The organism is Aquabacterium sp., assembly GCF_049317225.1.
Classification (GTDB): Bacteria; Pseudomonadota; Gammaproteobacteria; order Burkholderiales; family Burkholderiaceae_C; genus Aquabacterium.
The window spans coordinates 59,552-84,515 of record NZ_JBMOIR010000012.1 but is presented as its reverse complement, the minus strand read 5'-3'; the positions used below and the strand labels follow the sequence as shown (position 1 = coordinate 84,515).

28 protein-coding genes are annotated in these 24,964 nt (G+C 59.7%); 6 read left to right on the top strand and 22 right to left on the bottom strand.

Annotation, left to right across the window (positions count from 1 at the left end):
- A partial coding sequence (locus tag ACOYNB_RS09680) for a CTP synthase (protein ID WP_422838876.1) occupies positions 1-938 on the bottom strand: 938 nt, incomplete at its 3' end.
- A 190-nt stretch (positions 939-1,128) separates the two neighbouring features.
- On the opposite strand from ACOYNB_RS09680, the gene ACOYNB_RS09675 reads away from it, so the two are divergent.
- On the top strand, positions 1,129-1,860 hold the full coding sequence (locus ACOYNB_RS09675; protein WP_422838875.1) for a 1-acylglycerol-3-phosphate O-acyltransferase: 732 nt from the start codon (positions 1,129-1,131) through the stop codon (positions 1,858-1,860).
- Positions 1,861-1,871: 11 nt separating this feature from the next.
- On the opposite strand, the gene ACOYNB_RS09670 is transcribed toward ACOYNB_RS09675, so the two are convergent.
- The 3 genes from ACOYNB_RS09670 to ACOYNB_RS09660 form a co-directional block, all read right to left on the bottom strand.
- A complete protein-coding gene (locus tag ACOYNB_RS09670) occupies positions 1,872-2,702 on the bottom strand; it encodes a peptidase (RefSeq protein ID WP_422838874.1) in 831 nt (276 codons plus the stop codon).
- Positions 2,699-5,401 (bottom strand): DNA mismatch repair protein MutS, encoded by a 2,703-nt coding sequence (gene mutS / locus ACOYNB_RS09665; protein WP_422838880.1) that lies wholly within the window; start codon positions 5,399-5,401, stop codon positions 2,699-2,701. Before mutS ends, ACOYNB_RS09670 begins: the two co-directional genes overlap by 4 nt.
- Before the next feature lie 65 nt (positions 5,402-5,466).
- The gene (locus ACOYNB_RS09660) at positions 5,467-6,465 is read right to left on the bottom strand and encodes an inositol monophosphatase family protein (protein WP_422838873.1); all 999 of its coding nucleotides are present in this window, start codon (positions 6,463-6,465) and stop codon (positions 5,467-5,469) included.
- A gap of 174 nt (positions 6,466-6,639) precedes the next feature.
- Between ACOYNB_RS09660 and ACOYNB_RS09655 the strand changes: the two genes are divergently transcribed.
- Positions 6,640-7,365, top strand: a complete 726-nt coding sequence (locus ACOYNB_RS09655; RefSeq protein WP_422838872.1) for an RNA methyltransferase — start codon at positions 6,640-6,642, stop codon at positions 7,363-7,365.
- 76 nt (positions 7,366-7,441) lie between these two features.
- Entirely contained in the window at positions 7,442-8,239 is a 798-nt protein-coding gene (gene cysE / locus ACOYNB_RS09650) for a serine O-acetyltransferase (protein WP_422838871.1), read from the top strand.
- A 76-nt stretch (positions 8,240-8,315) separates the two neighbouring features.
- Here the strand turns inward: cysE and ACOYNB_RS09645 are convergent, their stop codons facing one another.
- From ACOYNB_RS09645 to yjgA, 5 genes are all read right to left on the bottom strand, one after another.
- Positions 8,316-9,086, bottom strand: coding sequence for an SDR family oxidoreductase (locus ACOYNB_RS09645; RefSeq protein WP_422838870.1), 771 nt, complete (start codon positions 9,084-9,086; stop codon positions 8,316-8,318).
- 52 nt (positions 9,087-9,138) lie between these two features.
- A complete protein-coding gene (locus tag ACOYNB_RS09640) occupies positions 9,139-10,224 on the bottom strand; it encodes a phosphotransferase family protein (protein WP_422838869.1) in 1,086 nt (361 codons plus the stop codon).
- Between the two features lie 121 nt (positions 10,225-10,345).
- Entirely contained in the window at positions 10,346-11,869 is a 1,524-nt protein-coding gene (locus ACOYNB_RS09635) for a methyl-accepting chemotaxis protein (RefSeq protein WP_422838868.1), read from the bottom strand.
- A gap of 85 nt (positions 11,870-11,954) precedes the next feature.
- A complete protein-coding gene (mog, locus tag ACOYNB_RS09630; RefSeq protein ID WP_422838867.1) occupies positions 11,955-12,557 on the bottom strand; it encodes a molybdopterin adenylyltransferase in 603 nt (200 codons plus the stop codon).
- A 3-nt stretch (positions 12,558-12,560) separates the two neighbouring features.
- On the bottom strand, positions 12,561-13,166 hold the full coding sequence (gene yjgA / locus ACOYNB_RS09625; RefSeq protein ID WP_422838866.1) for a ribosome biogenesis factor YjgA: 606 nt from the start codon (positions 13,164-13,166) through the stop codon (positions 12,561-12,563).
- Between the two features lie 42 nt (positions 13,167-13,208).
- On the opposite strand from yjgA, the gene pmbA reads away from it, so the two are divergent.
- Complete coding sequence (pmbA, locus tag ACOYNB_RS09620; protein WP_422838865.1) at positions 13,209-14,597, top strand: metalloprotease PmbA; 1,389 nt, start codon at positions 13,209-13,211, stop codon at positions 14,595-14,597.
- Between the two features lie 11 nt (positions 14,598-14,608).
- On the opposite strand, the gene ACOYNB_RS09615 is transcribed toward pmbA, so the two are convergent.
- The 9 genes from ACOYNB_RS09615 to ACOYNB_RS09575 all read right to left on the bottom strand — a co-directional run bounded on the left by ACOYNB_RS09615 (position 14,609) and on the right by ACOYNB_RS09575 (position 20,823).
- Positions 14,609-14,806 carry a hypothetical protein gene (locus ACOYNB_RS09615; protein ID WP_422838864.1) on the bottom strand — a complete coding sequence of 66 codons (198 nt, stop codon included), beginning with the start codon at positions 14,804-14,806 and terminating at the stop codon, positions 14,609-14,611.
- A gap of 153 nt (positions 14,807-14,959) precedes the next feature.
- Positions 14,960-15,313, bottom strand: a complete 354-nt coding sequence (locus ACOYNB_RS09610; RefSeq protein ID WP_422838863.1) for a TIGR01244 family sulfur transferase — start codon at positions 15,311-15,313, stop codon at positions 14,960-14,962.
- A 41-nt stretch (positions 15,314-15,354) separates the two neighbouring features.
- Positions 15,355-15,801: a GatB/YqeY domain-containing protein gene (locus ACOYNB_RS09605; RefSeq protein ID WP_422838862.1), complete on the bottom strand. Its 447-nt coding sequence runs from the start codon at positions 15,799-15,801 to the stop codon at positions 15,355-15,357.
- A gap of 119 nt (positions 15,802-15,920) precedes the next feature.
- Positions 15,921-16,133 carry a 30S ribosomal protein S21 gene (gene rpsU / locus ACOYNB_RS09600; RefSeq protein ID WP_012346814.1) on the bottom strand — a complete coding sequence of 71 codons (213 nt, stop codon included), beginning with the start codon at positions 16,131-16,133 and terminating at the stop codon, positions 15,921-15,923.
- A gap of 320 nt (positions 16,134-16,453) precedes the next feature.
- The gene (folK, locus tag ACOYNB_RS09595; RefSeq protein WP_422838879.1) at positions 16,454-17,017 is read right to left on the bottom strand and encodes a 2-amino-4-hydroxy-6-hydroxymethyldihydropteridine diphosphokinase; all 564 of its coding nucleotides are present in this window, start codon (positions 17,015-17,017) and stop codon (positions 16,454-16,456) included.
- Positions 17,017-18,582 carry a polynucleotide adenylyltransferase PcnB gene (gene pcnB / locus ACOYNB_RS09590; protein ID WP_422838861.1) on the bottom strand — a complete coding sequence of 522 codons (1,566 nt, stop codon included), beginning with the start codon at positions 18,580-18,582 and terminating at the stop codon, positions 17,017-17,019. Before pcnB ends, folK begins: the two co-directional genes overlap by 1 nt.
- On the bottom strand, positions 18,579-19,247 hold the full coding sequence (locus ACOYNB_RS09585) for an HAD family hydrolase (protein WP_422838860.1): 669 nt from the start codon (positions 19,245-19,247) through the stop codon (positions 18,579-18,581). The genes pcnB and ACOYNB_RS09585 overlap by 4 nt, the downstream gene beginning before the upstream one ends.
- The gene (locus ACOYNB_RS09580; RefSeq protein ID WP_422838859.1) at positions 19,244-20,023 is read right to left on the bottom strand and encodes an HdaA/DnaA family protein; all 780 of its coding nucleotides are present in this window, start codon (positions 20,021-20,023) and stop codon (positions 19,244-19,246) included. Before ACOYNB_RS09580 ends, ACOYNB_RS09585 begins: the two co-directional genes overlap by 4 nt.
- Before the next feature lie 50 nt (positions 20,024-20,073).
- Positions 20,074-20,823, bottom strand: coding sequence for a hypothetical protein (locus tag ACOYNB_RS09575; RefSeq protein WP_422838858.1), 750 nt, complete (start codon positions 20,821-20,823; stop codon positions 20,074-20,076).
- A gap of 158 nt (positions 20,824-20,981) precedes the next feature.
- On the opposite strand from ACOYNB_RS09575, the gene plsY reads away from it, so the two are divergent.
- Entirely contained in the window at positions 20,982-21,623 is a 642-nt protein-coding gene (gene plsY, locus ACOYNB_RS09570) for a glycerol-3-phosphate 1-O-acyltransferase PlsY (RefSeq protein ID WP_422838857.1), read from the top strand.
- A gap of 4 nt (positions 21,624-21,627) precedes the next feature.
- Positions 21,628-22,017: a glutaredoxin family protein gene (locus tag ACOYNB_RS09565; RefSeq protein ID WP_422838856.1), complete on the top strand. Its 390-nt coding sequence runs from the start codon at positions 21,628-21,630 to the stop codon at positions 22,015-22,017.
- Here ACOYNB_RS09565 and ACOYNB_RS09560 read toward each other — a convergent pair.
- The 4 genes from ACOYNB_RS09560 to dcd form a co-directional block, all read right to left on the bottom strand.
- Positions 21,995-22,621, bottom strand: a complete 627-nt coding sequence (locus tag ACOYNB_RS09560; RefSeq protein ID WP_422838855.1) for an L-threonylcarbamoyladenylate synthase — start codon at positions 22,619-22,621, stop codon at positions 21,995-21,997. The genes ACOYNB_RS09565 and ACOYNB_RS09560 overlap by 23 nt on opposite strands.
- A gap of 43 nt (positions 22,622-22,664) precedes the next feature.
- The gene (locus ACOYNB_RS09555; protein WP_422838854.1) at positions 22,665-23,522 is read right to left on the bottom strand and encodes a 3',5'-nucleoside bisphosphate phosphatase; all 858 of its coding nucleotides are present in this window, start codon (positions 23,520-23,522) and stop codon (positions 22,665-22,667) included.
- A 47-nt stretch (positions 23,523-23,569) separates the two neighbouring features.
- Positions 23,570-23,965: a DUF1801 domain-containing protein gene (locus ACOYNB_RS09550; RefSeq protein WP_374258728.1), complete on the bottom strand. Its 396-nt coding sequence runs from the start codon at positions 23,963-23,965 to the stop codon at positions 23,570-23,572.
- Positions 23,966-24,217: 252 nt separating this feature from the next.
- Positions 24,218-24,787, bottom strand: a complete 570-nt coding sequence (dcd, locus tag ACOYNB_RS09545; protein ID WP_374258730.1) for a dCTP deaminase — start codon at positions 24,785-24,787, stop codon at positions 24,218-24,220.
- Positions 24,788-24,964: the final 177 nt, after the last annotated feature.

Here is a 24,964-nt window from a genome sequence, read left to right as displayed (position 1 = left end):
TTGAGCGACTTGTACGAGTCCGACAGGTCGGTGTACTTGCCGCACATGGCGATGGTGACAGCGCCCTTGGGGTTTTCAACCTCGTTGACCAAGGTATCCCAACGGGTCAGGTCAGCTGGCTTGGTCTGCAGTTGCAGCTTCGAGCAGATCAGGTTGTCCAGACCTTGCTCGTGCAGCATGCGAGGCACCTTGTAGATGGTGTCCGCATCCCAGACCGAGATCACGCCAGACTGAGGCACATTGGTGAACAGCGAGATCTTCTCGCGTTCGTCCTCAGGAATGGCACGGTCAGCACGGCACAGCAGCGCATCGGGCTGGATACCGATTTCGCGCATTTTCTGCACGGTGTGCTGTGTCGGCTTGGTCTTGAGCTCACCAGCGGCCGCGATGAACGGCACGTAGGTCAGGTGAACAAACGCAGCATTGGTGGGGCCGACCTTCAGGCTGAGCTGGCGCGCCGCTTCCATGAAAGGCAGCGATTCGATGTCACCCACAGTGCCACCGATTTCCACGATGGCCACATCCACCGCGTCAGGGGTACCCACGCCAGCACCACGACGGACATAGTCCTGAATCTCGTTGGTGATGTGAGGGATGACCTGAACGGTCTTGCCGAGGTAGTCGCCGCGACGCTCTTTTTCGAGCACGCTTTGGTAGATCTGGCCGGTGGTGAAGTTGTTGGCTTTCTTCATCCGCGTTGTGATGAAGCGCTCGTAGTGACCCAGATCCAGATCGGTTTCCGCACCGTCGTCGGTCACGAAGACTTCACCGTGTTGGAACGGAGACATCGTGCCCGGATCGACGTTGATGTACGGATCCAGCTTGATCAGGGTGACTTTGAGGCCGCGCGATTCGAGAATGGCAGCCAAAGACGCAGCGGCGATGCCCTTACCGAGGGAGGACACCACACCGCCGGTGACGAAGACAAACTTGGTCATGTGCGCATAAGCACTCGCTTAGAAACGAGCGCTGCGGTGGTAAAGCGGCATTATAGGCGGTTCGAGACCCACATCGGCGTGCATTGCTGCACGACACTGCGAAACACTCTGGGTAACGACATGTAGATAATCGCGGTCGTCATCCATTTGCTGCATATCCGGCGCCAGACGCCGAAAGACTGGAGTTCACGTGCTCTTAATCATTCGCACGCTGTTGTTGAGCGTGCACTTTACCTTGGCGAGTGTCATTGGTCTGCTGATTGGCCTGTGTCGCCCATTCAACCCGGACAACAGCCGCCTGTGCGCCCGCGTCTACGGCATTCCCGCCGTCTGGATCATGGGCTTGAAAGTCAAGCTGGAGGACGACAGCGTTCGCCATCACAAGCGATCTGCCGTCATCATCTCCAATCACATCTCCAACTTCGACTTGGTGACGTTTGGCCTGACGGTGCCCGTACGCACATCCAGTCTGGGCAAGAAGAGCCTGAAGTACGTCCCGTTTTTTGGACAGCTCTACTGGTTGGCGGGCAATGTGCTGGTGGACCGCGGCAATGCGGCTCAAGCCAAAAAGGCGATGCTCACGACCACCGACACCCTGCAGCATAAGGACATGTCGCTGTGGGTGTTCCCGGAAGGCACGCGCGGACATGGCAAGGGCTTGAAACCCTTCAAGAAAGGCGCGTTTCAAATGGCCATCACGGCCGGCGTGCCGCTGATTCCGATCTGCGCCAACAACTACGTACGCGGACTGAACCTGAACCGCTGGCACAGTGGCACGGTCATCATTCGATCTCTGCCGCCAGTGCCGACCGACGGGCTGACGATCGACGACTTGCCCGCATTGATCGACCGATGCCACGCGGACATGGCCGCATGCATTGATCAACTCGACCAGGAGGCTGGGACCACCCAGCGCACCTGATCCTTGTACGCTCAGCCCTGCGGGGCTGAGACCTTGCTCAGTGGGTTCATTGCCTGAGCCTGAGTCGGCAGCGCTTGACCACCACCCAAACAGTCGGCACTGCCATTCCAGCTTGGTTCCGGAATGGAGTCAAACACGTCGCGCAGACGTTGCCCCCAGCTGGAGCGAATCATGCGGAAATACGCATTCGATTCGTCGATGTTGATCAGCTTATCGACCTTGAGCGAATCAGCCTCGTACACCAGCATGTCCAGTGGCAAGCCCACAGACAGATTGGACTTGAGCGTGGAATCCATCGAGATCAGTGCGCACTTGGCCGCCTCTTGCAAAGGCGTGTTGGGTGTGACCACGCGATCAATGACAGGCTTGCCGTACTTGGATTCCCCGATCTGGAAGTAGCACACGCCATCAATGCCTGCCTCGACAAAGTTGCCAGCCGCGTAGACATTGAATAGGCGCATGGTTTCGCCCTTGATCTGCCCGCCGATGATGAGGCTACAGTTGAAGTCGATGCCGTGCTTTTTGAGGGCGTCGGCGTCGCGCGCATGCACTTTGCGCACGGCGCTGCCCACAATGCGCGCCACATCAAACATGCTGCGCGCATTCCAGATGGTGACCGGTTCGCCATCTGCCCCGTCAATCGTTTCGCTGCTGAGCAATTGCTTGACCGCTTGGGTGATCGCCAGATTTCCCGCCGACATCAACACCAGCACACGGTCGCCGGGCTGCTCATACACAGTCATTTTGCGGAAGGTGCTGATCTGATCCATGCCCGCGTTGGTGCGCGAGTCAGACAGGAAGACGAGGCCGGCATTGAGCCGCATGGCCACACAGTAGGTCATGACGAAATCACCGATTTGAGTTTGTAGAGCGCGTCAAGCGCCTCACGTGGGGTCAAAGTATCCGGGTCGATGCTTGCCAGCAAGCCGAGCGCCTTGGCCTCGGTTTCCGTCATGGCATCACCCGAGAGTGAAGCAAGGTTTGCACCACCTTGGGTCGAAACCGCATCGACATCCAGGCCGGGCGCTTGCACTTGGGCAAACAGATCAATTTGGTCGTCACCCTGGCGCTGGTGTGCCTCGAGTGACTCCAGTGTTGCCCGCGCCTGGCGGATGACGGTATGGGGCATGCCCGCAAGGCGCGCCACCTGCACCCCGTAGCTGCGACTGGCTGGACCATGCTGCAATTCGTGCAGGAAGATGATGTCATCCCCTGACTCAGCCACCCCCACGTGCACATTGATGGCGCGCGGGCACTTCTCTGGCAAGGTGGTCAACTCAAAATAGTGCGTGGCAAACAAGGTGAAGGCCTTGTTTTTGTCGTGCAGGTGGGTGGCAATGGCCCCCGCTAGGGACAGGCCATCGAACGTGGAGGTGCCGCGGCCAATTTCATCCATCAGCACCAGCGAATGCTCGGTGGCGGAGTGAATGATGGCAGCAGCCTCGGTCATCTCCATCATGAACGTGGACTGGGCGTTGGCCAGATCGTCGGCTGCACCAATGCGGGTATGGATGGCGTCAATCGGCCCCAATCGGCACGAGGCGGCCGGTACATAGGAGCCCATGGCCGCCAGCAGCACAATCAAGGCCACTTGACGCATGAAAGTCGACTTACCGCCCATGTTGGGACCCGTCACGATCATCATCCGGCGATTGACGTCGAAGCGGCAATCGTTGGGAATGAACGCGGCACCGCTGGATTCCATCAAGCGGGCCTCGACCACGGGGTGACGGCCCTTTTCAATTTCAATGCACGGATGCACGCTGAACTCAGGGCGCGCCCACCCCAGGGTGGCGGCGCGCTCAGCCAAAGCAGCCAAGGCATCCAGCGACGACAGCGCACGCGCCAGCGCACCCAGCGTCGCGATGTGCGCTTGCAGGAAATCGATCAGCTGATCAAACAGGAATTTCTCGCGTGCCAAGGCACGGTCTTGCGCGGACAAGGCCTTGTCTTCAAACGCCTTCAGCTCCGGCGTGATGAAGCGCTCGGCGTTCTTCAAGGTCTGCCGGCGCTGGTAATCCAGCGGCACCTTGTCGATCTGGCTTTGGGTGACCTCGATGTAAAAGCCATGCACCTTGTTGAACTGCACCCGCAGGTTGGCAATGCCCGTGCGCTCGCGCTCGCGAACCTCCAGGTCCAGCAAAAATGCATCGCAGTTTTGCGAGATGGCGCGCAACTCGTCGAGGTCGGCATCAAACCCATCGGCGATGACGCCGCCGTCGCGCAGCAAGACTGCCGGGGTTTCGAGCAGCATCGCCTGCAATTGACGGGCGATCGCTTCATCGGGCTGGAGCGCCGTACGCAACTGCGCCAACAGGTCTGCGGCATCGGGCACACGCGCCAGCAGTTGCGGCAGGCCCAGCAAGGTGTCACGCAAACCGGCCAGTTCACGCGGACGCACCTGACGCAGCGCCACACGGGCTGTGATGCGCTCGACGTCGCTCATCTGGCGCAAAGCCTCGCGGATGGCGTCATAGCCCTGGTCGTGCGAAGGCGGGCTCAGTAGGCAGGCAATCGCGTCATGCCGCGCACGCGCGGTGGCACGGTCACGCAGAGGCTGCGTCATCCACTGGCGCAACGCGCGGCTGCCCATACCGGTACGGCAGGTATCCAGCAGCGACAACAAGGTGGGGGACGATTCACCGCGCAGCGTCTGCGTCAATTCGAGGTTGCGCAGCGTGGCCGCCGGCAGATCCAGCAATTCCGACGTGCGCGGCACTTCCAGCGTCGACACGTGCGACAGCGCCCTGCCCTGCGTGTGCTCCGCAAAACTCAACAGCGCGCCCCCTGCCGCGTGGGCCAGCGTCAGATCCTGGGCGCCATAACTTTGCAGCGTGGCGACCTGCAACTGTTCGCACAGTTTGCGGGCGCCCAGTCCGGGGTCAAACTGCCAACCAGGTCGGCTGGTCATGGCCACCGAGCGCGTGCCTTGCATCAGCAAGGGCTGCAAGGTGGGGGGGATGCGCTCACGGTCGAAGAGGATTTCGGCAGGCTGCAAACGAGCCAGCCAACCGCCCAGGTCGCGCTCCGTGCACTCGGTCAAGCCAAGCTTGCCGCTGGACAATCCCAACCATGCCAGACCACAGGGCACCGCGTGCTCGGCGTGGCGACCGCGCTTGTCCATGACCACAGCCAGCAGCAAGGCATCGGCACGCTCGGACAGCAATTCGGTGTCGGTCAAAGTGCCAGGCGTGACCACGCGCACGACTTTGCGCTCAACTGGCCCCTTGCTGGCGCCCACCTCACCCACCTGCTCGGCAATCGCCACTGATTCACCCAGCTTGATGAGCTTGGCCAAGTAGGTCTCGACAGCATGCACCGGCACACCGGCCATCACCACAGGCTCCCCGGCCGATTGGCCGCGCACCGTCAGGGTGATGTCAATGAGGCGATTGGCCTTGCGAGCGTCTTCGTAGAAGAGCTCGTAAAAGTCCCCCATCCGGTAGAACACCAAAGTATCGGGATGTTCTGCCTTGATGCGCAGGTACTGCTGCATCATGGGCGTATGGGCGCTGAAATCCATGGTCGGGATGGTTGACATCAAACGGCCAGCAGGGTCGGTGACGGAGGTGCGCACGCCTTGCGGGCACCTTGCCTAAGGTCAGATCAGAAAGGAGCGTCGTCCTTGCCAGCAGCATCGGCGGGCCTGTTGGCCGTGATGCGGATGCGCTTGGGCTCGGCGGCCACCTTCTCATCGCGGGCTGCGTCTTCGGCGGCCTGCAGGGACGCCAGCAGCGCTTCGTCTTCCGGATCCGACTCACCCTCTTCGCCCTCGCCTTCAGGCAGGTTGTCGTCGGTGATGACGCGGGTGTACTGCGCCAGGGTCTTGACCAGCTGACCGTAGATACGGGGTGTACCGGCCAGGATCTCGCGTTGATACAGGTAGTCAGGCTCGCCGGTGAAGTTACCCACCAAGCCACCGGCTTCGGTGATGATGAGCGCACCCGCAGCCACATCCCATGGGCTCAGACCGGTTTCGAAGAAGCCATCGTAGAAGCCAGCCGCGACGTAGCACAGGTCCAGCGACGCTGCGCCAGGACGACGCACGCCAGCGCACTGCACCATGACGTCTTCAAACATCTTGAGGTAACGCTGGAAGTTGTCGCCCTTGCGGAAAGGGAAACCAGTACCGATCAGGGCGTCCAGCATGCGGGTGCGCTTGGACACGCGGATGCGGCGGTCGTTCATGTACGCGCCCTTGCCCTTGGAGGCGTAGAACAAATCGTTGCGGCTAGGGTCGTACACCACCGCTTGCTGCAGTTGACCTCGGAAGGTCAAAGCGATGGAGACGGCGTACACGGGGAAGCCGTGGATGAAGTTGGTGGTGCCGTCCAGAGGATCGATGATCCAGACGTAGTCGCTGTCCTTGGCGCCATGTGCGCGGCCCGACTCCTCGGCCAGAATGCCGTGGCCAGGATAGGCTTCCAGAATGGTGGAAATGATCGCCTCTTCTGCAGCCCTGTCCACCTCGGTCACGAAGTCATTGTGCGACTTGGCCTGAACCATCAGGCGCTCGATGTCGAGCGATGCTCGGTTGATGATCGCGCCAGCTGCACGTGCAGCTTTGATGGCGATGTTGAGCATGGGATGCAGGGTTTGGGACATGGTTTAACCTTGGAAATCGGACGACGGGTGCCGAGTGACCACCACCTGCCGCCACATGGCACAGGTGGAAGGGAAGAGGCGCAGCGATGATCAAAGAGCGATGGGGTAAACGATAATTGTAGCCAAGCCCGATGACTTGTGCATCAACTTTTTCAACGTTTCTCCGCAAAATCAATGGCTTATGACCCAACCCGCTTCATCCTGATCGGCACAAGCCATCCGGGCAACGTGGGATCAACTGCCCGTGCGATGAAGGTCATGGGCTTTTCCGAACTGGTGTTGGTCAAACCGCGCTTCGACAATGTCTTGAGTCAGGAAGAAACCGTGGCCATGGCCAGTGGCGCCGCCGACGTCTTGGTGCGCGCCAAGATCGTGGACACACTCGCGGAGGCGCTCGAAGGCGTGACCTACGCCATTGGCACAGCGATGACACCACGGGACTTCGGCCCGCCCACGATCACACCGCGCGACGGACTGGCCAAGTTGGCGCATTACACGCCGGCTCACAAGGTGGGCTTTGTGTTCGGATGCGAACGCTACGGTATGAGCAACGACGATGTGTACCGCTGCCACGCGGTGATGAGCATTCCCACAAACCCAGACTACGGCTCACTGAACCTGTCGCAAGCAGTGCAGGTGCTCGCCTACGAGTGGCGCCAGGCCTTGGGTGGTTTTCCGGTGCAGGCGCGCACACCCGACGTCGAACTAGCCGATGGACAGTCGGTTCAAGGCGCCCTGCGCCACTGGGAACAGGCGCTGACCGAGATCGGTTTTCTGGACCCGACTGCACCCAAAAAGCTCATGCCCCGCCTCAACCAACTCTTCAACCGCGCTGAACTGCGACAAGAAGAAATCCACATCCTGCGCGGCATCGCCAAGGCCATGAGCCCAAAACGATAAGTGCCGGCGCTGCCAGTTGGGGCTTTGCAGGCCCGCTACACTGACAAACTGTTCGAAAAACAATCGCCCGTCCCCCATGTTCTTTGCCCGACTGCGAGAAGACGTCGCCTGCATTCTGGAACGAGATCCAGCCGCCCGCACCGCCTGGGAGGTTCTGACTTGTTACCCGGGGCTGCATGCCCTGACGATGCATCGGGCCGCGCACTGGTGTTGGACCCATGGCCTGAAGTGGCTGGGCCGCTGGATTTCGCACTGGTCGCGTTTTTTCACTGGCATCGAGATTCACCCGGGTGCCAAAATGGGCCGCCGTGTCTTCATTGACCACGGCATGGGCGTCGTGATCGGCGAAACCGCTGAAATCGGTGACGACTGCACGATTTACCAAGGCGTGACCCTCGGCGGCACGTCGCTGAGCAAAGGCGCCAAGCGTCACCCCACCTTGGGCAACGGTGTGATCGTAGGCGCCAACGCGCAGGTGCTGGGCGGCTTCACTGTGGGCGATGGCGCGCGTGTCGGCTCGAATGCCGTGGTGACCAAGCACGTCCCTGACGGCGCCACGGCCGTCGGCAACCCAGCACGCATCATCGTCGCCAAGCAAACGCTGATGGATGAGAAGCAAGCCGAACGCGAGGCCATGGCCGCTCGCATGGGCTTCTCTGCCTATGGGGTCACCGAAGGCGATGACCCGCTGTCTCAAGCGCTGCGTGGCCTGATCGACAACGCCGCGGGCAGCGACCACCAGATCGCCCTGCTGTGGCAAGCCATCGAAAAACTGGCCGATTGCGCCCAAACCCAGGCCGCCCGCGATTGCATGCCGGACGATGCCAAGAAAACGGAATGCTTCGATGCCGTCGGGCTCAACAAGCTGGTTTGAAATCCGCGCAGAAGAAACTCAAGCAACAAACAAAAAACGGGACCACAAGGCCCCGTTTTGCTTGAATGCACAATGATCAAGCCAGCAAGTAGCCGCCATCCACATTCAGGCACGTACCCGTGGTATAGCTGGCTGCATCAGAAGCCAGATACAGCGCCGCACCCGCCATTTCAGACGGATCGGCAACGCGGTTCATCGGGGTGTGAGCCATGACCATTTTCAAGATGGCATCGTTGGTTGTCAGCGCAGATGCGAACTTCGTATCGGTGGCGCCAGGCAAGATCGCGTTGACACGAACCTTCATGGGGGCGCATTCCTTCGCGAACGCATGCGTCATCGAAATCACCGCCGCTTTGGTGATCGAATAGATGCCTTGCGCCATACCCGGGATCACGCCATTCACCGACGCGATGTTGATGATCGAGCCGCCGCCGTTCTTCTGCATCAGCTTGGCACCCTTCGAGCACATGAAGAAGTAGCCACGGATGTTCACATCCACGGTCTTCTGGAAGGCGTTGAGGTCGGTGTCGGTGATGTGGCCAAAGTAAGGGTTGGTCGCGGCGTTGTTCACCAGAATGTCCAGGCGACCAAACTGCTGCTCGACTGCAGCAAAGACCTGATCGATTTGATCCATCTCGCCAACGTGGCAAGCCAGCACCGAGGCCTTGCCACCGGCTTCACGGATGGAGGCTGCCACTGCTTCGCACGGCTCCGCTTTGCGGCTCGAAATGATGACATGCGCACCGTGTGCAGCCAGCAAACGGGCGATGGCTTCGCCGATGCCACGGCTGGAACCCGTCACCAGGGCAACCTTGCCGGACAGATCAAAAGTATGGGGAACGCTCATAGATGTCTCTCGAAAAACGTGATTTCAAACAAACGACGAAAGCAGACCCGGATCACAGATTCGATTGGGTGATGATGCCCACGCAACGCTGTTCCAGGTAGCTCACGAACGGACCAAACGTCGCGAACACTGGGTTGCGCGCATTGCCTTCCTTGAATCGCTTGTAGATCTGCTGCGCAATGCCTGCCAGACGGAACAGGCCGTACACGGTGTAGAAGTCGAAGTTCTCAACACTGAACCCGGTCTTCTCGGCGTAGTAGCGAATGACTTCCTCTCGCGTCAACATGCCAGGCGCATTGGTCGGCTGGCGACGCGAGCCCTTCATGAACATGTCGTCATCAGCCTGAACCCAGTACGCGAGCGCGCTACCCAGATCCATCAACGGGTCACCCAGCGTCGCCATCTCCCAGTCCAACACGCCAATGACCTTCAGCGGGTCGTTGACATCAAGCACCACGTTGTCAAATCGGAAGTCGTTGTGAATCAGGCTGATGGCCACTTCCTGCTTCGGTTGCTTGTCATGCAACCACTGCATGACTTGTTCGAAGTCCCCCACGTCTTCGGTGCGAGCAGCACGGTAACGCTTGCTCCAGCCTTCAACCTGACGGGCCACGTAGCCCTCACCCTTGCCCAGGTTGTCCAGCCCAGCCGCTTGGGGATCAAGCTTGTGCAGCGCCACCAGCGTGTCCAGCACGTTCAGGCACAACTGGCGGGTCTTGGCCTCATCCAGCCCCAATTCGGGTTGCAGGTTCTGGCGGGGGATCACACCTACCAGGCGCTCCATCACATAGAACGGTGCACCGATGACGTCCACATCTTCGCAAATGGCGTAGATCTCAGGAACCTTGCTGTAAACCGGCTTGAGCTTGCGCATGATCTCGGCTTCACGCACCACGTCGTGAGCCGATTTGGCGATGTGGCCAAACGGCGGGCGCCGCAGGATCATGTCCATGTTGGCGTAACGCACCATGTACGTCAGGTTCGAGGCACCACCTGGAAACTGTTGCAGCTCCGGCTCGCCCTGAACATCCAGTCCTTGGGCCTTGAGGTAAGCGGTGACCTTGGCCAGGTCCACTTCTTCACCGGCGCGCACTTGGCCGGCATGGTCGATCAATTGTTCGTTCTTGACGTCGCTCATTAGCGGGGTCTCCTCGTTGGATCAACGAGTGTAGAAACCCCACGCCAATGAATCAAATGAATTATTTGAATCCACACTCATTCACCGCACAAATGAGTGAGTGTGCAAACGGAATCAGCGATCAAACCTTGAAGGTCGATACCAGGCGCGTCAAATCCACGGCCTGATGATTCAAGCTGGCGGCCACGGCACTGCTTTCCTCTACCAGCGCAGCATTTTGCTGAGTGGCGTCATCCAGATTGGCGACCGCCTGCGTCACCTGCCCCAGCCCAGCGCTCTGCGACTCGGTTGCGGCGGCAATGTCTGCGATCAACTGACTGACTTGCCCAATTTGCTGCAGCGCCTCGTCAATGGTGCGCCCCGCATCGTGAACTTCTTGAGCCCCCTGCTCCACCTTGTCCACGTTGGCCCCGATCAACGACTTGATTTCACGCGCGGCCTGGGCGCTTCGCTGAGCCAGCGTTCGAACCTCACCGGCCACGACAGCAAACCCTCGACCCTGCTCACCTGCCCGAGCGGCCTCGACCGCTGCATTCAACGCCAGGATGTTGGTCTGAAATGCGATGCCATCGATGACGCCCGTGATTTCGGAGATCTTTTGACTATGCTGACGAATCGATGCCATCGTATCAACCACACGCTGCACGGATGCACCGCCATGAATGGCCGACTGGTTGGCTGATCCTGAGAGCTGCGAGGCCTGCCGTGCCGCTTCCGCGTTCTGCGAAACCATGTTGTGCATATGACTCATGGACGCAGACACTTGCTGCAAGCTGCTTGCCTGGTTTTCGGTGCGCGCAGACAAGTCCAGATTGCCCGTGGCAATTTCCGATGTGGCCGTGCTGATGCTTTGCGACACCTGATTGATCCCGGCGACAAAACCCCGCAGTGCCACCTGCATGCGCGCAATGGCAGCCATGAGGCTGTAGGTATCCCCTTCTTTGACGGGCACCTTCACCATGAGATCGCCAGACTCCACCAGCGCAAGCACCTCGCGTGCCTCAGAGGGATCGCCCCCCAACTCCAGTTCCACGCGACGACGAAGGGCCATCAAGTTGTACGCGGCAACCACTGTGGACACCAAAGCAACCAGAACAGCGCCCACACTGGCCGTGCGGAAGAAGGATTCCGCATCAGCACGAGCCAGGGCCTTGCGCTCGGCTGCCTGCTTTTTCAACGCCAGCAACTGCTCGCGGAGCTCTCGCCAAAGTGGGGTTTCTTCTTTCTTGAGGGCATGGATGGCGGCCGCCTGATCATTGGCGGCAAGGCCGATCACTGCTCGCTGCTTGTCCAGCAGCTTCGAGCGCAACCCCTCCACCTGCGTCAGCACGCCAGCACTATCTGGATCCGCCGCTGCGGTCTTTGCCGCATTGTAGGCATCGGAAAAGGCCTTCTCTGCCGCATCAAAGTTGTCGTACGCCTTGCGGTTTGACGGATCAATGACGATGTTGCGTAACGCTTGACCTGATTGCAGCCCCTGCGCATACATCTCGACCGTCGCCTGAGCGAGCGCGTCGTCCCGCTCAAAAAATTGCGCCAGTGCCGACTTCAGCGTCACCCCACCAACCGCAATGCCAACACCCGTGAGCAACACCAATGCAGCGGGTACAGCCAGCGAAACAACCACCCTCGTCATGAAGCGCATTTCTTCTCCTCGGAAAACCTAGGTAACAACCCCTTGTTTTCGGCGAGGGGGCGTCAAACTTAACGCCTCGACGCAGCAGGCACGCTCAAGACTTTGGAGAACGCAGCGCTGACTTGGGCCGGAATACAGCGCACACCGACGGGTCACTTTCGATGTAGGGGCCGCCAATCAGGTCAATGCAATACGGCACAGCGGCAAAAATGCCTGGCACCAGAGACTGACCGTCAGCGCCTTTCAAACCTTCCAGCGTCTCAGCGATCGACTTGGGCTGCCCTGGCAGATTGAGGATCAAGGCCTGCTTGCGAATCACCGCCGTCTGGCGCGACAGGATTGCCGTCGGAACAAACCGCAAACTGATCTGTCGCATTTGCTCGCCAAAGCCTGGCATTTCCTTGTCCGCGACATCCAGCGTTGCTTCCGGCGTCACGTCACGCGGGGCTGGCCCCGTCCCACCCGTGGTCAAAACCAGGTGACACCCGGCGTCGTCCACGAGTTCGCGAAGCGTTGCCGCAATCAAAGAACGCTCGTCGGCGATCAGGCGAGACTCCCATTCAACAGGATTGCGCACAGCGCGCCCGAGCCAGTCCTGCAATGCCGGCAGGCCTTTGTCTTCGTACACCCCCGTGCTGGCCCGGTCGCTGATCGAAACCACGCCAATGCGCACCACGTCCAAGTCAAGCGCCGACATTGCTTACGCCTCGTCGCTGTCGTGGGACTGCTCGTAAGCGTCCTGGGCCGCCTTGGATGCTTTGTCCTGCTCGTCCATCGCATGCTTGATGTACTGGAACAACTCGCGGAAAGCGCGACCATTGCGCTTTTCGGGCTCCAACGCAGCGTCCTTGCGGGCATTGCGGATCAGCGCGCGCAATTGCTGCAGGTCAGTGTCTGGGAACGCCCCCACCCACCGGGTGACGACATCCTTGTCATCGCTGACCAGTTCGGCACGCCAGCGCTCCGCCTGATGCAGGGCCAGTGAGTTGCGTGCATGCCCCAGTTGGAACTCGGCCACGGCTTCACGCAGCGGCTCGGCGTCTACCTCGCGCATGACCTTGCCAATGAACTGCAACTGACGACGACGACCTTCGAAGGACCGAGTCTTCTTGTAGTCAGCCAAGGCGTCTCTCAGGCGCTCAGGCATCTCGATGCTGTCCAGACGGCTGTCGGGCATTTCGAGCAACTGCTTGCCGAGTTTCTGCAATTCATCGCTGGCACGCTTGAGCATGCTCTTGCTGGGAGGACGGTTGTCCTCCTCGTCGGGGCCGTAGCCCTCGTCGTGATCAAAGTGTTTCGGATTCATGTCCTCGCTATGATACGGGGCTGCACCAACAGTGACTACAACATGGCCGTCAAATCCAGCAAGTCCCCCGAGAAGTCCAACGGTTTCGCCTACAGCCGTGAGCAATTTCAACAACTGATTGAAGATTCGCTGAACCTCGCCAAGAAACTGGGCGCATCGGATGCGGCCGCAGAAGTCTCCGAAGGCATGGGCCTGTCGGTCTCCGTGCGCAAGGGCAAACTCGAAAACGTCGAGCGCAACCGCGACAAGACCATTGGCGTGACGGTCTACCTGGGCCAACGTCGCGGCAATGCCAGCACGTCGGACTTCTCCCCGCAGGCACTGGAACAAACCGTGCGGGCGGCCTACGACATTGCCCGCTACACCGCAGAAGACCCCGCCGCCGGCCTGCCGGATGCCGAGGATCTGGCCACCGGCCGCGCCGCCAAGCGCGACTTGGACCTGTTCTACCCCTGGCATGTGGACGCAGAACGTGCTGCCGAACTGGCACGCCGCTGCGAAGCCGCCGCCCTGGCCGTTGACCCCCGGGTGACCAATTCCGAAGGCGCCGGCGTTTCGGCTCAGCAATCCCATTTCTGGGCTGGCAACAGCCGCGGCTTCCGGGGTGGCTATGCCAGTTCCCGCCATTCGCTGTCCGTGTCGCCGATTGCCGGCCGAGGCAACGACATGCAGCGAGACTTCTGGTACACGTCCGAGCGCGACGCCAAAGACATGGCTCGCCCCGAAGCCGTTGGCCGCTACGCTGCCGAGCGCGCCCTGTCGCGCTTGAAATCACGCAAGATCGCCACCTGCGAAGTGCCCGTGTTGTTTGAAAACACGCTGGCAGCCGGCCTCTTGGGCGCATACGTTCAAGCCACCAGTGGTGGCGCGCTGTACCGCAAGGCCACCTTCCTGCTCGACAGCTTGGGCAAACCCGTATTCCCCAAGCACATCGACATCATCGAAGACCCGCACATTCTCAAAGGCAAGGGCAGCGCCCCCTTTGATGACGAAGGCGTACTCACACGCAAGCGTCGCGTCGTCAAGAACGGCGTCGTGCAAGGCTACTTCCTGTCCAGCTACTCGGCACGCAAGCTGGGCATGCACACTACTGGGCATGCCGGTGGCTCCCAAAACTTGACGCTGCAAAGCAAGTTGACCAACCCGAAGGACAACCTGAAAGCCATGCTCAAGAAGCTTGGCACCGGCCTCTTTGTCACGGAGCTGATGGGGCAAGGCGTCAACTACGTGACTGGCGACTATTCCCGCGGTGCTGCAGGCTATTGGGTGGAAAACGGCGTCATCCAGTACCCGGTGCACGAAATCACCATCGCCGGGCATTTGGGCCAGATGTTCCAGGACATCGTCAGCGTTGGGGCTGACGCCTACACTTACGGTAGCAAAACCGTGGGCTCGATCCTGATCGAAAAGATGAAAATTGCCGGTCATTGAGGCCCATCTGGCTAGGCAACCCCATTAAATGGGTCCACAATGACCTCAAACATGTCGAGAAAGTCGCTCATGAACAGGCGCAAACAACCGCACAGCCCCGATTGGAGTGATGCTGCACTGCAGCGCACGTGGCGCTCCGTCAGCGTCTTGCTGTGGGTGATGGCGCTGGGTAATGCTTTCGTGTCGTTGATTTCGGCCGGTGCTTTCATGCTGCTGGGCACATGGGCTTATTTCAAAAGTGCCCCACTCTGCAGCGCCCGAATTTCCAATCGGATCAGCTGACACCCAAGGCCTGACCACCAAAGCAAAACGGAGCCTCAAGGGCTCCGTTTTCTATTGGCAACCACTGCGATCGAATGTGTTCAATCGTCCAAGGCAATCGCTTGCATGTAGAGCTTGGTCGAACGTGCACCACTACGGCAGAACATCAACAAAGGGCGTGGCAACGTCTTCAGGAGCGCCGCACACTGCGCAATTTCTTCAGGCGACTGATAGCCGCCCTGCACTGGCAAGTGTGCATAAGCCAACCCCGCAGCCTGAGCTGCCTGCTCAATGGATGCGCTGCTGGGCTGGTCGGGGCCGCCTTCCATATCAGGGCGATTGTTCAACACCGCCTTGAAGCCAGCCTCGGCCACAGCCGCCATGGCTTCAGGCGTGAGCTGAGGGGCAGCAAAAACTTCAGGCGCAATCGGTTGCAGCGTCACAGATTCGCTCATGGTCAGAACCCTTGAATGTGAAAGTCTGGATTGTGTCGCAATCAACCAGCCAGCGCTGCCTTGACCGCAGCAGACACCAATCCCATATCAGCCTGGCCCGCCAAGCGCTGCTTGACGACACCCATCACCTTGCCCATGTCGCCGGGACCCGCTGCCCCCAATTCGACCACAATGGCTTTCACGGCACCCGAGATTTCTTCCGCAGACAAGCGCTTGGGTAGGTAGCCCTCGAGCACGACGATCTCGGCCTTTTCCTTGTCAGCCAAATCTGCACGGCCTGCCGCATCGTATTGCTGGGCGGCGTCCTTGCGCTGCTTGATGAGCTTGTCCACGATCGCGACGATCATGGCATCGTCCAGCTCGACACGCTCATCCACCTCTTTCTGCTTCATGGCTGCCAACAGCATGCGGATGGTACCCAGGCGGTCGGCTTCTTTGGCACGCATCGCGGCCTTCATGTCGTCAGAGATGATTTGTTTGAGGCTCATGGTCTGCTCTTCAAAAACAGTTCAGAAAAAGACAAAGCCCGCATGGGCGTCCCCGCGCGGGCTTGTGGTCTGGTTGACGCCGCCGGTCAGCGAAGCCAATCCGACAACCGAAGAAGCAATTAGTACAGCTTCTTGGGCAGCTGCATGCTGCGCACGCGCTTGTAGTGACGCTTGACGGCAGCAGCCTTCTTGCGCTTACGCTCAGCGGTGGGCTTTTCGTAGAACTCGCGAGCGCGCAGTTCGGTCAGCAGGCCCAGCTTTTCGATGGTGCGCTTGAAGCGGCGCAGGGCAACGTCGAACGGCTCGTTCTCTTTGACACGGATGGTCGTCATTACTAATTCGCTTTCAGTGTGAATGCATTCAACAGGGCCCGAACATGGCCACCAACCGCACATTTTCAGGTCGCCACACAAGCCCATAAGGGTCTGCATACTGCTGCCACCAGGGTCTGGGCCCGCCCCCGTTTACCACGTCCGGAATTCGCGGCTGGAAAACGGGCTGACCTGTCTCGGTGTGCACAGCGATGACTGAACACGCTTGGCCAGTGGACTTCTTTGCAAACATGCACGAAGCCCCACCAACAAAGCCTGAGATTCTACCCCGATTTCAACAAATATTCCAGATTTACCCGCAAGAATCTGGACAGATGAACTCAAAAAGGCTGATCCAGGCGCTCAATACCCTGCTCTTGCGCCAGGATCGCGCGCCGGCCTGCGTCCGGAAGGTTTTCTGCCATCAGCATGGGTAACAGCCCCTCAAGGCTTTCAGGCTGACGCTGCAATGTCTGCACGACATCCCAAAGCGGCTCCAGTACGAAGGCACGCAGCACCATACGGGGGTGAGGCAAATGCAGTGGCTCGGCCTCGCGCTGCAACCCACCGTGCCACAACACGTCGAGATCCAGGGTGCGCGGGGCATTCACGTAGGGGCGCTGACGGTCATGCTGAATCTCCAGCACCTGCAGGCAACTCAGCAATTCCAGGGGGCCCAAGGCCGTTTTCAGCGCAATCACTGCGTTGATGTAATCAGGTCCTGTTGCATCGACGGGCCTGGTTCGATACAGCGGTGATGACGCCAGTACTGCCGTTGACGGAAACTGACTCATCGCATCTCGGGCCTGGCGCAACCGGGTGTGTACGTCCCCGAGATTGCCGCCCAGCCCGATGTAGGCAATGAAGTGCGGCGCGGCGGACAAAGCTGCGCCACTCGACTGCATCAAGATGCGTCTCCGCCACCATGGCCAGATGCCCCGCCCTCGCCTGCCGGCTTGCGGCGGCGACGGCGGCGCTTCTTGGCGGCAGAACCAGCATCATCCCCAGCGACATTGGCCCCCTTCGCGGAGGCTGGACGGGCTTGCTGCCGTTTGCTGATTTCCTGCTGGCGCGCAGCATCCATTAAATCCCGTTGTTCAGCCTCATCGGCCAGCGAGAAATCCTCCCACCAGCGGGCCAGTTCGGGATCTGCCTCACCAGCGTTAGCACGCAAACGAAGAAAATCAAAACCCGCACGGAATCGAGGTTGCGCCACCAGTGTGTAGGGGCCGTTGCCGACGCGGCGATCAAAACGCGGCTGCATGGTCCAGATCTCACGCATGTCAGTGGCAAGCTTGCCGCGACCAGAGATGTCACCAATGCGCGCATCAAACACTTGATCCGTCGCCGTCTGAAGGGCGGGGAACACAGGCTCACCCTGCGCCTGGTTGCGCTTCCAATGATCCAGCACATCGTGCCAAAGCAAACAGGCCAGCAAGAAGCTGGGCGCCACCGGTTTGCCCTCACCCACGCGGCGATCGGTATCCGCCAGAGCCAATTGCACAAACTGCTCACGACCAGGATGTCGACGCGCCTCGTCGAAGACAGCATCCAGAATCGGAAATACACCGCTATCCAGACCCTGTCGTCGCAATTGCGCCAATGACGCTTCGGCATGCCCGGTCTGCAGCAGCTTGATCATTTCGTCAAACAGGCGAGACTGCGGCACATTGGAGAGCAGTTCAGACATCTCCTTCAATGGCTCACGGGTCTTGGGCTCAATATCGAAACCCAATTTCGCAGCAAACCGCACCACGCGAATGATGCGCACCGGATCTTCCCGATAACGCACCACCGGGTCACCAATCATGCGAAGCACACGCTTTTTGGCATCCTTGATGCCACCGTGGTAATCGACCACGACACCCGTGCGGGGGTCGTAATACATCGCGTTAACAGTGAAGTCGCGACGCGCAGCGTCCTGATCCTGAGGCCCCCAGACGTTATCGCGCAACACACGACCGCTGGCATCCACCACATGAGATTTGTCGCCCAACTCCTTGCGCGAAGTCTTCTCGTTGCCCGTCACCTGCTCGGCCGCATTGGGGTCAAGGTAAGCGCGGAAAGTCGAGACTTCAATCACCTCGTGCTCACGGCCACGTCCATACACCACATGAACGATGCGGAACCGACGCCCGATGATGAACGCACGGCGAAACAAGGCCTTGACCTGTTCAGGCGTGGCGTTGGTAGCGACGTCAAAGTCCTTCGGACGATGCCCCAGCAGCAGATCGCGCACGGCACCGCCCACGATGTAAGCCTCGTAGCCAGCGTCTTGCAGCGTTTCCACCACGCGGCGCGCACGATCATCCACCAAGTCCGGATCAATGCCGTGTTCGGACTGCGGCACATCGACGCGCTTGCCTGTCGGGATACGCGAAGCCTTCGCCCCCGTGCGGCCACCTTTGGTGCCGGGGTGCTTGCGGGCTTGGTCTTTACCCAGGATTTTGTCTATCAGGCTTTTGATCATTCAAACAACTTCAGGATGCGCCAGCCACGTTCGCGGGCAACGCTCTCCAGCGCAGGGCTGGGATTGGTTGCGACCGGATCGCTGGCTCGCTCCAGCAGAGGCAGGTCGTTGGGGGAGTCACTATAGAAACTGACGCGATCGAAATCGCCCAGCTGCCGGCCTTGACCGGCAAGCCATTGTTCCACACGTGCGATTTTGCCTTCTCTGAAGGATGGAATGCCGGCGATTTCCCCTGTCACGCGGCCTTCTGTATCCCTCACCAACTCCACGGCCAACAGGTCATCAACATTGAATGCATCGGCGATGGGGCGCGTCACGAACTCATTGGTGGCCGTCACGATGGCAATCAGATCACCCTGATGGCGATGTTGCTCGACCAATTCCAGGGCCTGCGGCTTCATCGAAGGATAAATGACCTCTTCCATGAACCCCTGTTGCAAGGCTTCTTGGGCCTTGGCATCCATTTGACGCCAGACACTGGTGGTGAAGCGGATGTAGTCAGCGAGCACCAACGTGCCCTCACAGTACTGCTGATAGAAGCCGTCGTTGGTCGCACGGTACGCCGAAGCATCCACCAACCCTCGCCGAATGATGAATTCGCCAAACTCGTGATCCGAGTCCAATGGCAGCAAAGTATGGTCGAGGTCAAACAAGCAAAGATTCATGCGGTCTCCGAGGCCAGCATCTGTTTCAGCAAAGGGACGGTGAGCATGCGCTGTTCGGCCAGAGCGTAGCGATCCAGTCGATCCAGCAGGTTCATCAAGAAGCCCAAGTCACGGCTGTAGCGCGTCAGCAAGTAAGACAACAACTCGTCACCGAGCGTCATGCCACGGCGGGCGGCTTCATGCGTCAAGGCCGCTTTGAGCCCGTCCTCAGGCAGAGTATGCAAGACGAATGTCAGCCCCCACCCCAGGCGGGTGCGCAAATCGTCGCGAACCGCCAAGTCGATCGCAGGGGTCGCGCCGGCAGCGATGATGTAGAGCGGTCCAACCGAAGCGTCCAAACGCTCACCACCGGCCAACGCGGCAGCCCCGGCGGCAGACTCGATGAAAAGATTAAACGCAAGATGCTGGTGATTGGCATCCAGTTGCTCGCACTCGTCGATCAGCGCCAGTGTCGGCGCCCCAAAGTCTGGTGCATCCCACATCTGACAAGTCTGCGCATTCAGCCAGATGACACCAAAACCCGATTGCAATGCGCGCTCGATCATGGCACGCAGCAAATGGGTCTTGCCCGCGCCTTTCGGGCCCCACAAATACACTGGGGTACTCGGTCGCTCGACAGCAGGCCACGCTTTGAGCCAGGCCAACAGTTCGTGGTTGTCGCCTTCGATGAACTCGTCCAGCCCGGGCACGCTGACGGGCCCCAGATCCAAGGGGATCTGGCGCATCGACGGCTGGCCGGAATTGGCAACAGGAGTGAGCGAAAGGCTGCTGATCATGTGGGCGGAGATTCTATCGATCTCCTGCCCTCCCTTTCGCAACAGGCTGCTTAATTCTTGCCACCGTACACCGCGATGCGGGCAGCCTCCAGTGCCTCCTCCAACTTGGCCTGACTGCGGTCGTGCTCTGGCTTTGCCTGGTAGTCGGCAACGATCGCGGCTTCGCGTCGCTTGTACTCCGCCAGCCGAGCACTGTCATCGGCTTGCTGCTTGGGGTCGGGTTGTGGCGCAACGGCCTTCAACTCAGCAGACAGCAACTCGAACTTCTGCTTGCGCAGCGTCTCATCGGGCTCGATGTCGCCCAAGAGCGCTTGCTGGAGCATCACGGCTTCGCCAGACGTGATTTCGCCCTGCTTCAATCGGTCAGGAACCTGATCCAACAGGCGCTGGGCCAATTGGTGTCGCATGCCGACGTCAGAGCTGTCCCGCAAGGCTTGCCACTGACTAAACCCTTTTTGAAAGCGCAAATAGGCTACCAGCCGATCAAGCTCTAGCTGTGGACTGTCTGCGACCGATGCCGCATCTTTCAGCGCCCGCCAATCTTCTGCAGAGAAGTCCGCCGGGCGCCCGTCCGGCATCACGGCTGGAGGCACCAAAAGGGCAGCTGGCGCCTCACCGCCGGTTTGAGCCATGTGCGCCTCCAACCCTCGCAGCGAATGCCCATCGGATACGGCTGCGCCGTGCGTGGAAGCGTCCGCACGTGCATCCCAAAACCAATAGCTCAAGCCAATCAGAATGCCGGCTGTTGCTGCCAGAAACCAGGGGCGCTGGTACCAACCTGAACGCTCGTAAGAAATCATGCGGGCTCGACCTGTATTTGTCTGAAGTGCCGCGATTCTCTGAATAACGAACAACGATAAGAGATAGTAAAAACCCCCTCGAACAATGGATCGCCCCTTAATTGGAGGGGGGTTGAGCCACTACACTGGCGGCCTGTCAAGATTCTGTCTGTCCTGGTATGAACCTGTCTTCTCTGGATCCTGTTGCGCTGGCCGCTGGCGGCGCAGTGATTGCTTACCTGATCGGCTCCCTGTCGTTTGCCGTGATCGTGAGCCGCCTCTTTGGTTTGGCCGATCCACGCAGTTACGGCTCGGGCAACCCGGGTGCGACCAACGTTTTACGCTCGGGCAACAAGGCTGCGGCCATCTTGACCTTGGTGTTTGATGCGTTGAAGGGCTACATCCCCGTCATGATCGCGGTGCAAATGGGCCTGGACATGACCGTGGTGACAGCCATCGGCTTGGGCGCTTTCTTGGGTCACCTCTGGCCGGTGTTCTTCAAATTCGAGGGCGGCAAAGGTGTTGCAACCGCCGCCGGTGTACTGCTGGGTTTTGCCGGTGGGCTGGGTGGCCAGGTCTTGCTGACGTGGCTGGCTGTGGCCGTGATCACGCGGTACTCTTCGCTGGCCGCGCTGATTGCTTCGCTGGCTGCGCCGGCCATTCAGGTGCTCGGCTGGGGACTGAGTGTGCAGACCCTTGGCGTTGTGGTCATGAGCGCGCTGCTGATTTGGCGCCATGAGGCCAACATCCGCAAGCTGCTTGCCGGGCAAGAAAGCAAGATTGGTCAAAAGACCAGCACGCCCCCTGCATCCAACGCCTGACGCCATGAGGCCCGCACACGCGCCATGGGGCCGGTCACTGTGGTCACTGGCACTGCTGCTGGCCGTCGTGTCCGGGGGATTTCAAGCGTATCACTGGTGGCAGCGCGAACAGCTGTCTAACTCGATCCAGTCACGTGCGCAAAGCGTGCCTATCACGCTGTACACGACATCTACATGCCCCTATTGCGCACAGGCCAAGGTCTGGCTGGATGGGCACCAAGTGCGCTGGACTGAGTGCAACATTGAGCTCGACCAGGCTTGCCAGGCTGCCTTCAATCGGCAGGGAGCACCTGGTGTGCCGCTGATGCATGTGGGCGATCGATGGCACCTTGGCTTTGATGTGGCCTGGCTTGACCAAGCCCTTCAGTCCGTCAATCCAGACCGAGTACGCTGAGATCCCCCCGTCCCTCGCGGACAACTTCCACACTGCCTTTACTGAGGTCAATCACGGTGGTCGGCTCCATCGGGCATGCCCCGGCATCGACCACCGCCTGAATGCGCTTTTCAAGCGCATCACGGATCTCATCAGCATCGTTGAGCGGCTCATCGTGATCAGGCAGGATCAAGGTGGTCGCCAGCAAGGGCTGCCCCATCAACTCCAGCAACGATTGCGTGACCCGATGATCCGGCACGCGTAGCCCGATGGTGCGCCGCGATGGATGAGATACCCGGCGAGGCACTTCTTTCGTGGCCTCGAGAATGAAGGTGTAGGGCCCCGGCGTCGCGGCCTTCAGCATGCGGTATTGCGCGTTGTCGACTCTGGCGTAGTTGGCCAGCTCAGACAGGTCGCGACAGAGCAGCGTCAGATGGTGCCGCTCATCCACACCGCGTACACGACGCAAGGCATCGACGGCGGCTTTGTCATCAAGGTGGCACACCAAGGCATAGCTGGAGTCCGTGGGAATGGCCACAACGCCACCTTGATGCAGGATGTCGGCCGCCTGCTTGAGCAAACGGGGCTGGGGATGTTCCGGATGAACTTCAAACAACTGCGCCATAGCCGTTCAGCCTAGCGCACCGGCCAAGCGTAAGCAAATCAGATCACGCACGCACGATGCGATGTGACAACGCTTCCCAAACCGGCGTCAGTTTGCCCGGCAAGTCCGGCAAAGCACCGAGGTCAATGTGACTCTCGGAAGGATCATGGAAATCTGAGCCGCGAGAGGCCAACAGATCGAACGCCCGGGCCATGTCTGCGTACTTGACATATTCATCAGGCGTGTGGCTACCAGTCACCACTTCCACCCCTTCGCCCCCCAACGCCTTGAACTCGGTGAACAGCGCATGCTCTTCGTTGGGCGTGAAGTCGTAACGACCAGGGTGGGCGATCACTGCCACACCACCTGCCTGCGTGATCCATCGGACCGCATTGCCCAATGTCGCCCAACGGTGCCCCACGTAGCCTGGCTTGCCTTCGACCAGATAGCGTCGAAATACTTCGTGCGAGTCAGCACAAAGCCCGATCTCAACGAGGTAACGCGCAAAGTGCGTGCGAGAAATGAGGTCAGGGTTACCAACGTACTTCAGCGCACCCTCGAAGGCACCGTGAATCCCGACCTTGGCCAGATCCTCGGCCATTTCGTGCGCACGACGCTCCCGGCCGCCACGCGTGTCAGCCAGCCCCTTCACCAACTGTTCGTTGTCGGCATCAAAGCCCAAGCCCACGATGTGAACCGTCTTGCCTGCGTAGGTCACCGAAATTTCGCTACCGGTAAGGTAATCCATCCCCAAGCGGTTGGCCGCTTCACAGGCCCGGCGCTGCCCCCCCACTTCATCGTGATCCGTCAAGGCCCACAAGCGCACACCATTGTTGAAGGCGCGCTCAGCAACTGCCTCAGGCGACAGCGTGCCGTCTGAAACGTTGGAGTGGCAGTGAAGATCAGCGTTGATGGATGACATGTGCAAATGCTATCAAGCCCCGGATACGCGCCGCATCACACGCGGCATTAACCCCATCGGCGACTGGCTCGCGCCGCTGCAGAGGCCGCAGCCTGAAGGCTGCCCAGGGTCAGTTCACGAACCAGTTGCTCATCCACGGGATGGCGATACCGGACTTTGATGTGACGCATGCCTTTGCCTGCGCCTTCCAGTTCGGGAAATTCAGGCACCAGCATGACGCCATTGAAAATCTGCAAGTGCGCATTCATCTTGTAGAGCACGATCGCCATGACGTTCTCGTGTTCGTTCATGAAGCACAGGTTGCCCCATTTCACCTCGGGTCGGAGATGTGGCGCAGCGGCCAAAATCGCGCGATGCATGGCCTGCGCAGTGTCCCGTTGTTCGGGGCGCAGGCTGTCGTAAAACGCATTGATCAGCGCGGGGGACTGAAGAGGTCGGCGCATGAGGGTAGGCCCATCACAAAAGGTACAACAAAAGGCTTCCGTGCGCTCAACCCTCCCGAAGGTCTGACGACCTTCGCATGAGCGCGCAGCCCTGGTGACCACCTCTTCTGTGTTGATGCTTATGGGCTTGAACGATGCGCCACCGACGCTCGTTCGACTGGAATGCCAGAGGGGCAGAGTCTAACAGAGCGTCGGAAAACATTCCGCTCAACCAAGGGGCGGCCTATCGAGAGACTGCATGCCCCAATGATGTCAGGTCTTGGGCAGTGTGACACCGGTCTGACCTTGGTATTTGCCACCTCGGTCACGGTAACTTGTCTCACAAACTTCGTCGCTCTCAAAAAACAGCACTTGCGCACAACCTTCACCCGCGTAAATCTTGGCAGGCAGCGGCGTGGTGTTGCTGAACTCGAGCGTCACATAACCTTCCCATTCAGGCTCAAACGGCGTGACGTTGACGATGATGCCGCAGCGCGCGTAAGTGCTCTTGCCCAAACAGATGGTCAACACGTTGCGTGGGATGCGGAAGTACTCCACCGTGCGAGCCAGCGCAAAGCTGTTGGGCGGGATGATGCAGACATCGCTGTTGATGTCGACAAAGCTCTTCTCGTCGAAGTTCTTGGGATCCACAACGGTCGAGTGGATGTTCGTGAACACTTTGAACTCGGGCGCCACGCGGATGTCGTAGCCATAACTGCTGGTGCCATAGCTCACGATCTTCTGGCCGTCGGCGGCATAGCGAATCTGCCCGGGCTCAAACGGCTCAATCATGCCGTGCTCCTCGGCCATGCGACGAATCCAGCGGTCTGACTTGATACTCATGCAATCTCCTGTTCTACAGGCGTAATTGTGCTTGATTGCAGCGCCGTTGCTGCGAACTGTCGTTCTCGGCAACTTGTGCACCGATGAAATGCACACCTTGTGGCACAGAAATCGCTTGTTGAAGCTCACCAAAAAACAAGCACGAGCCCACCGAGAGGGGTTATGTGCAATACGCTG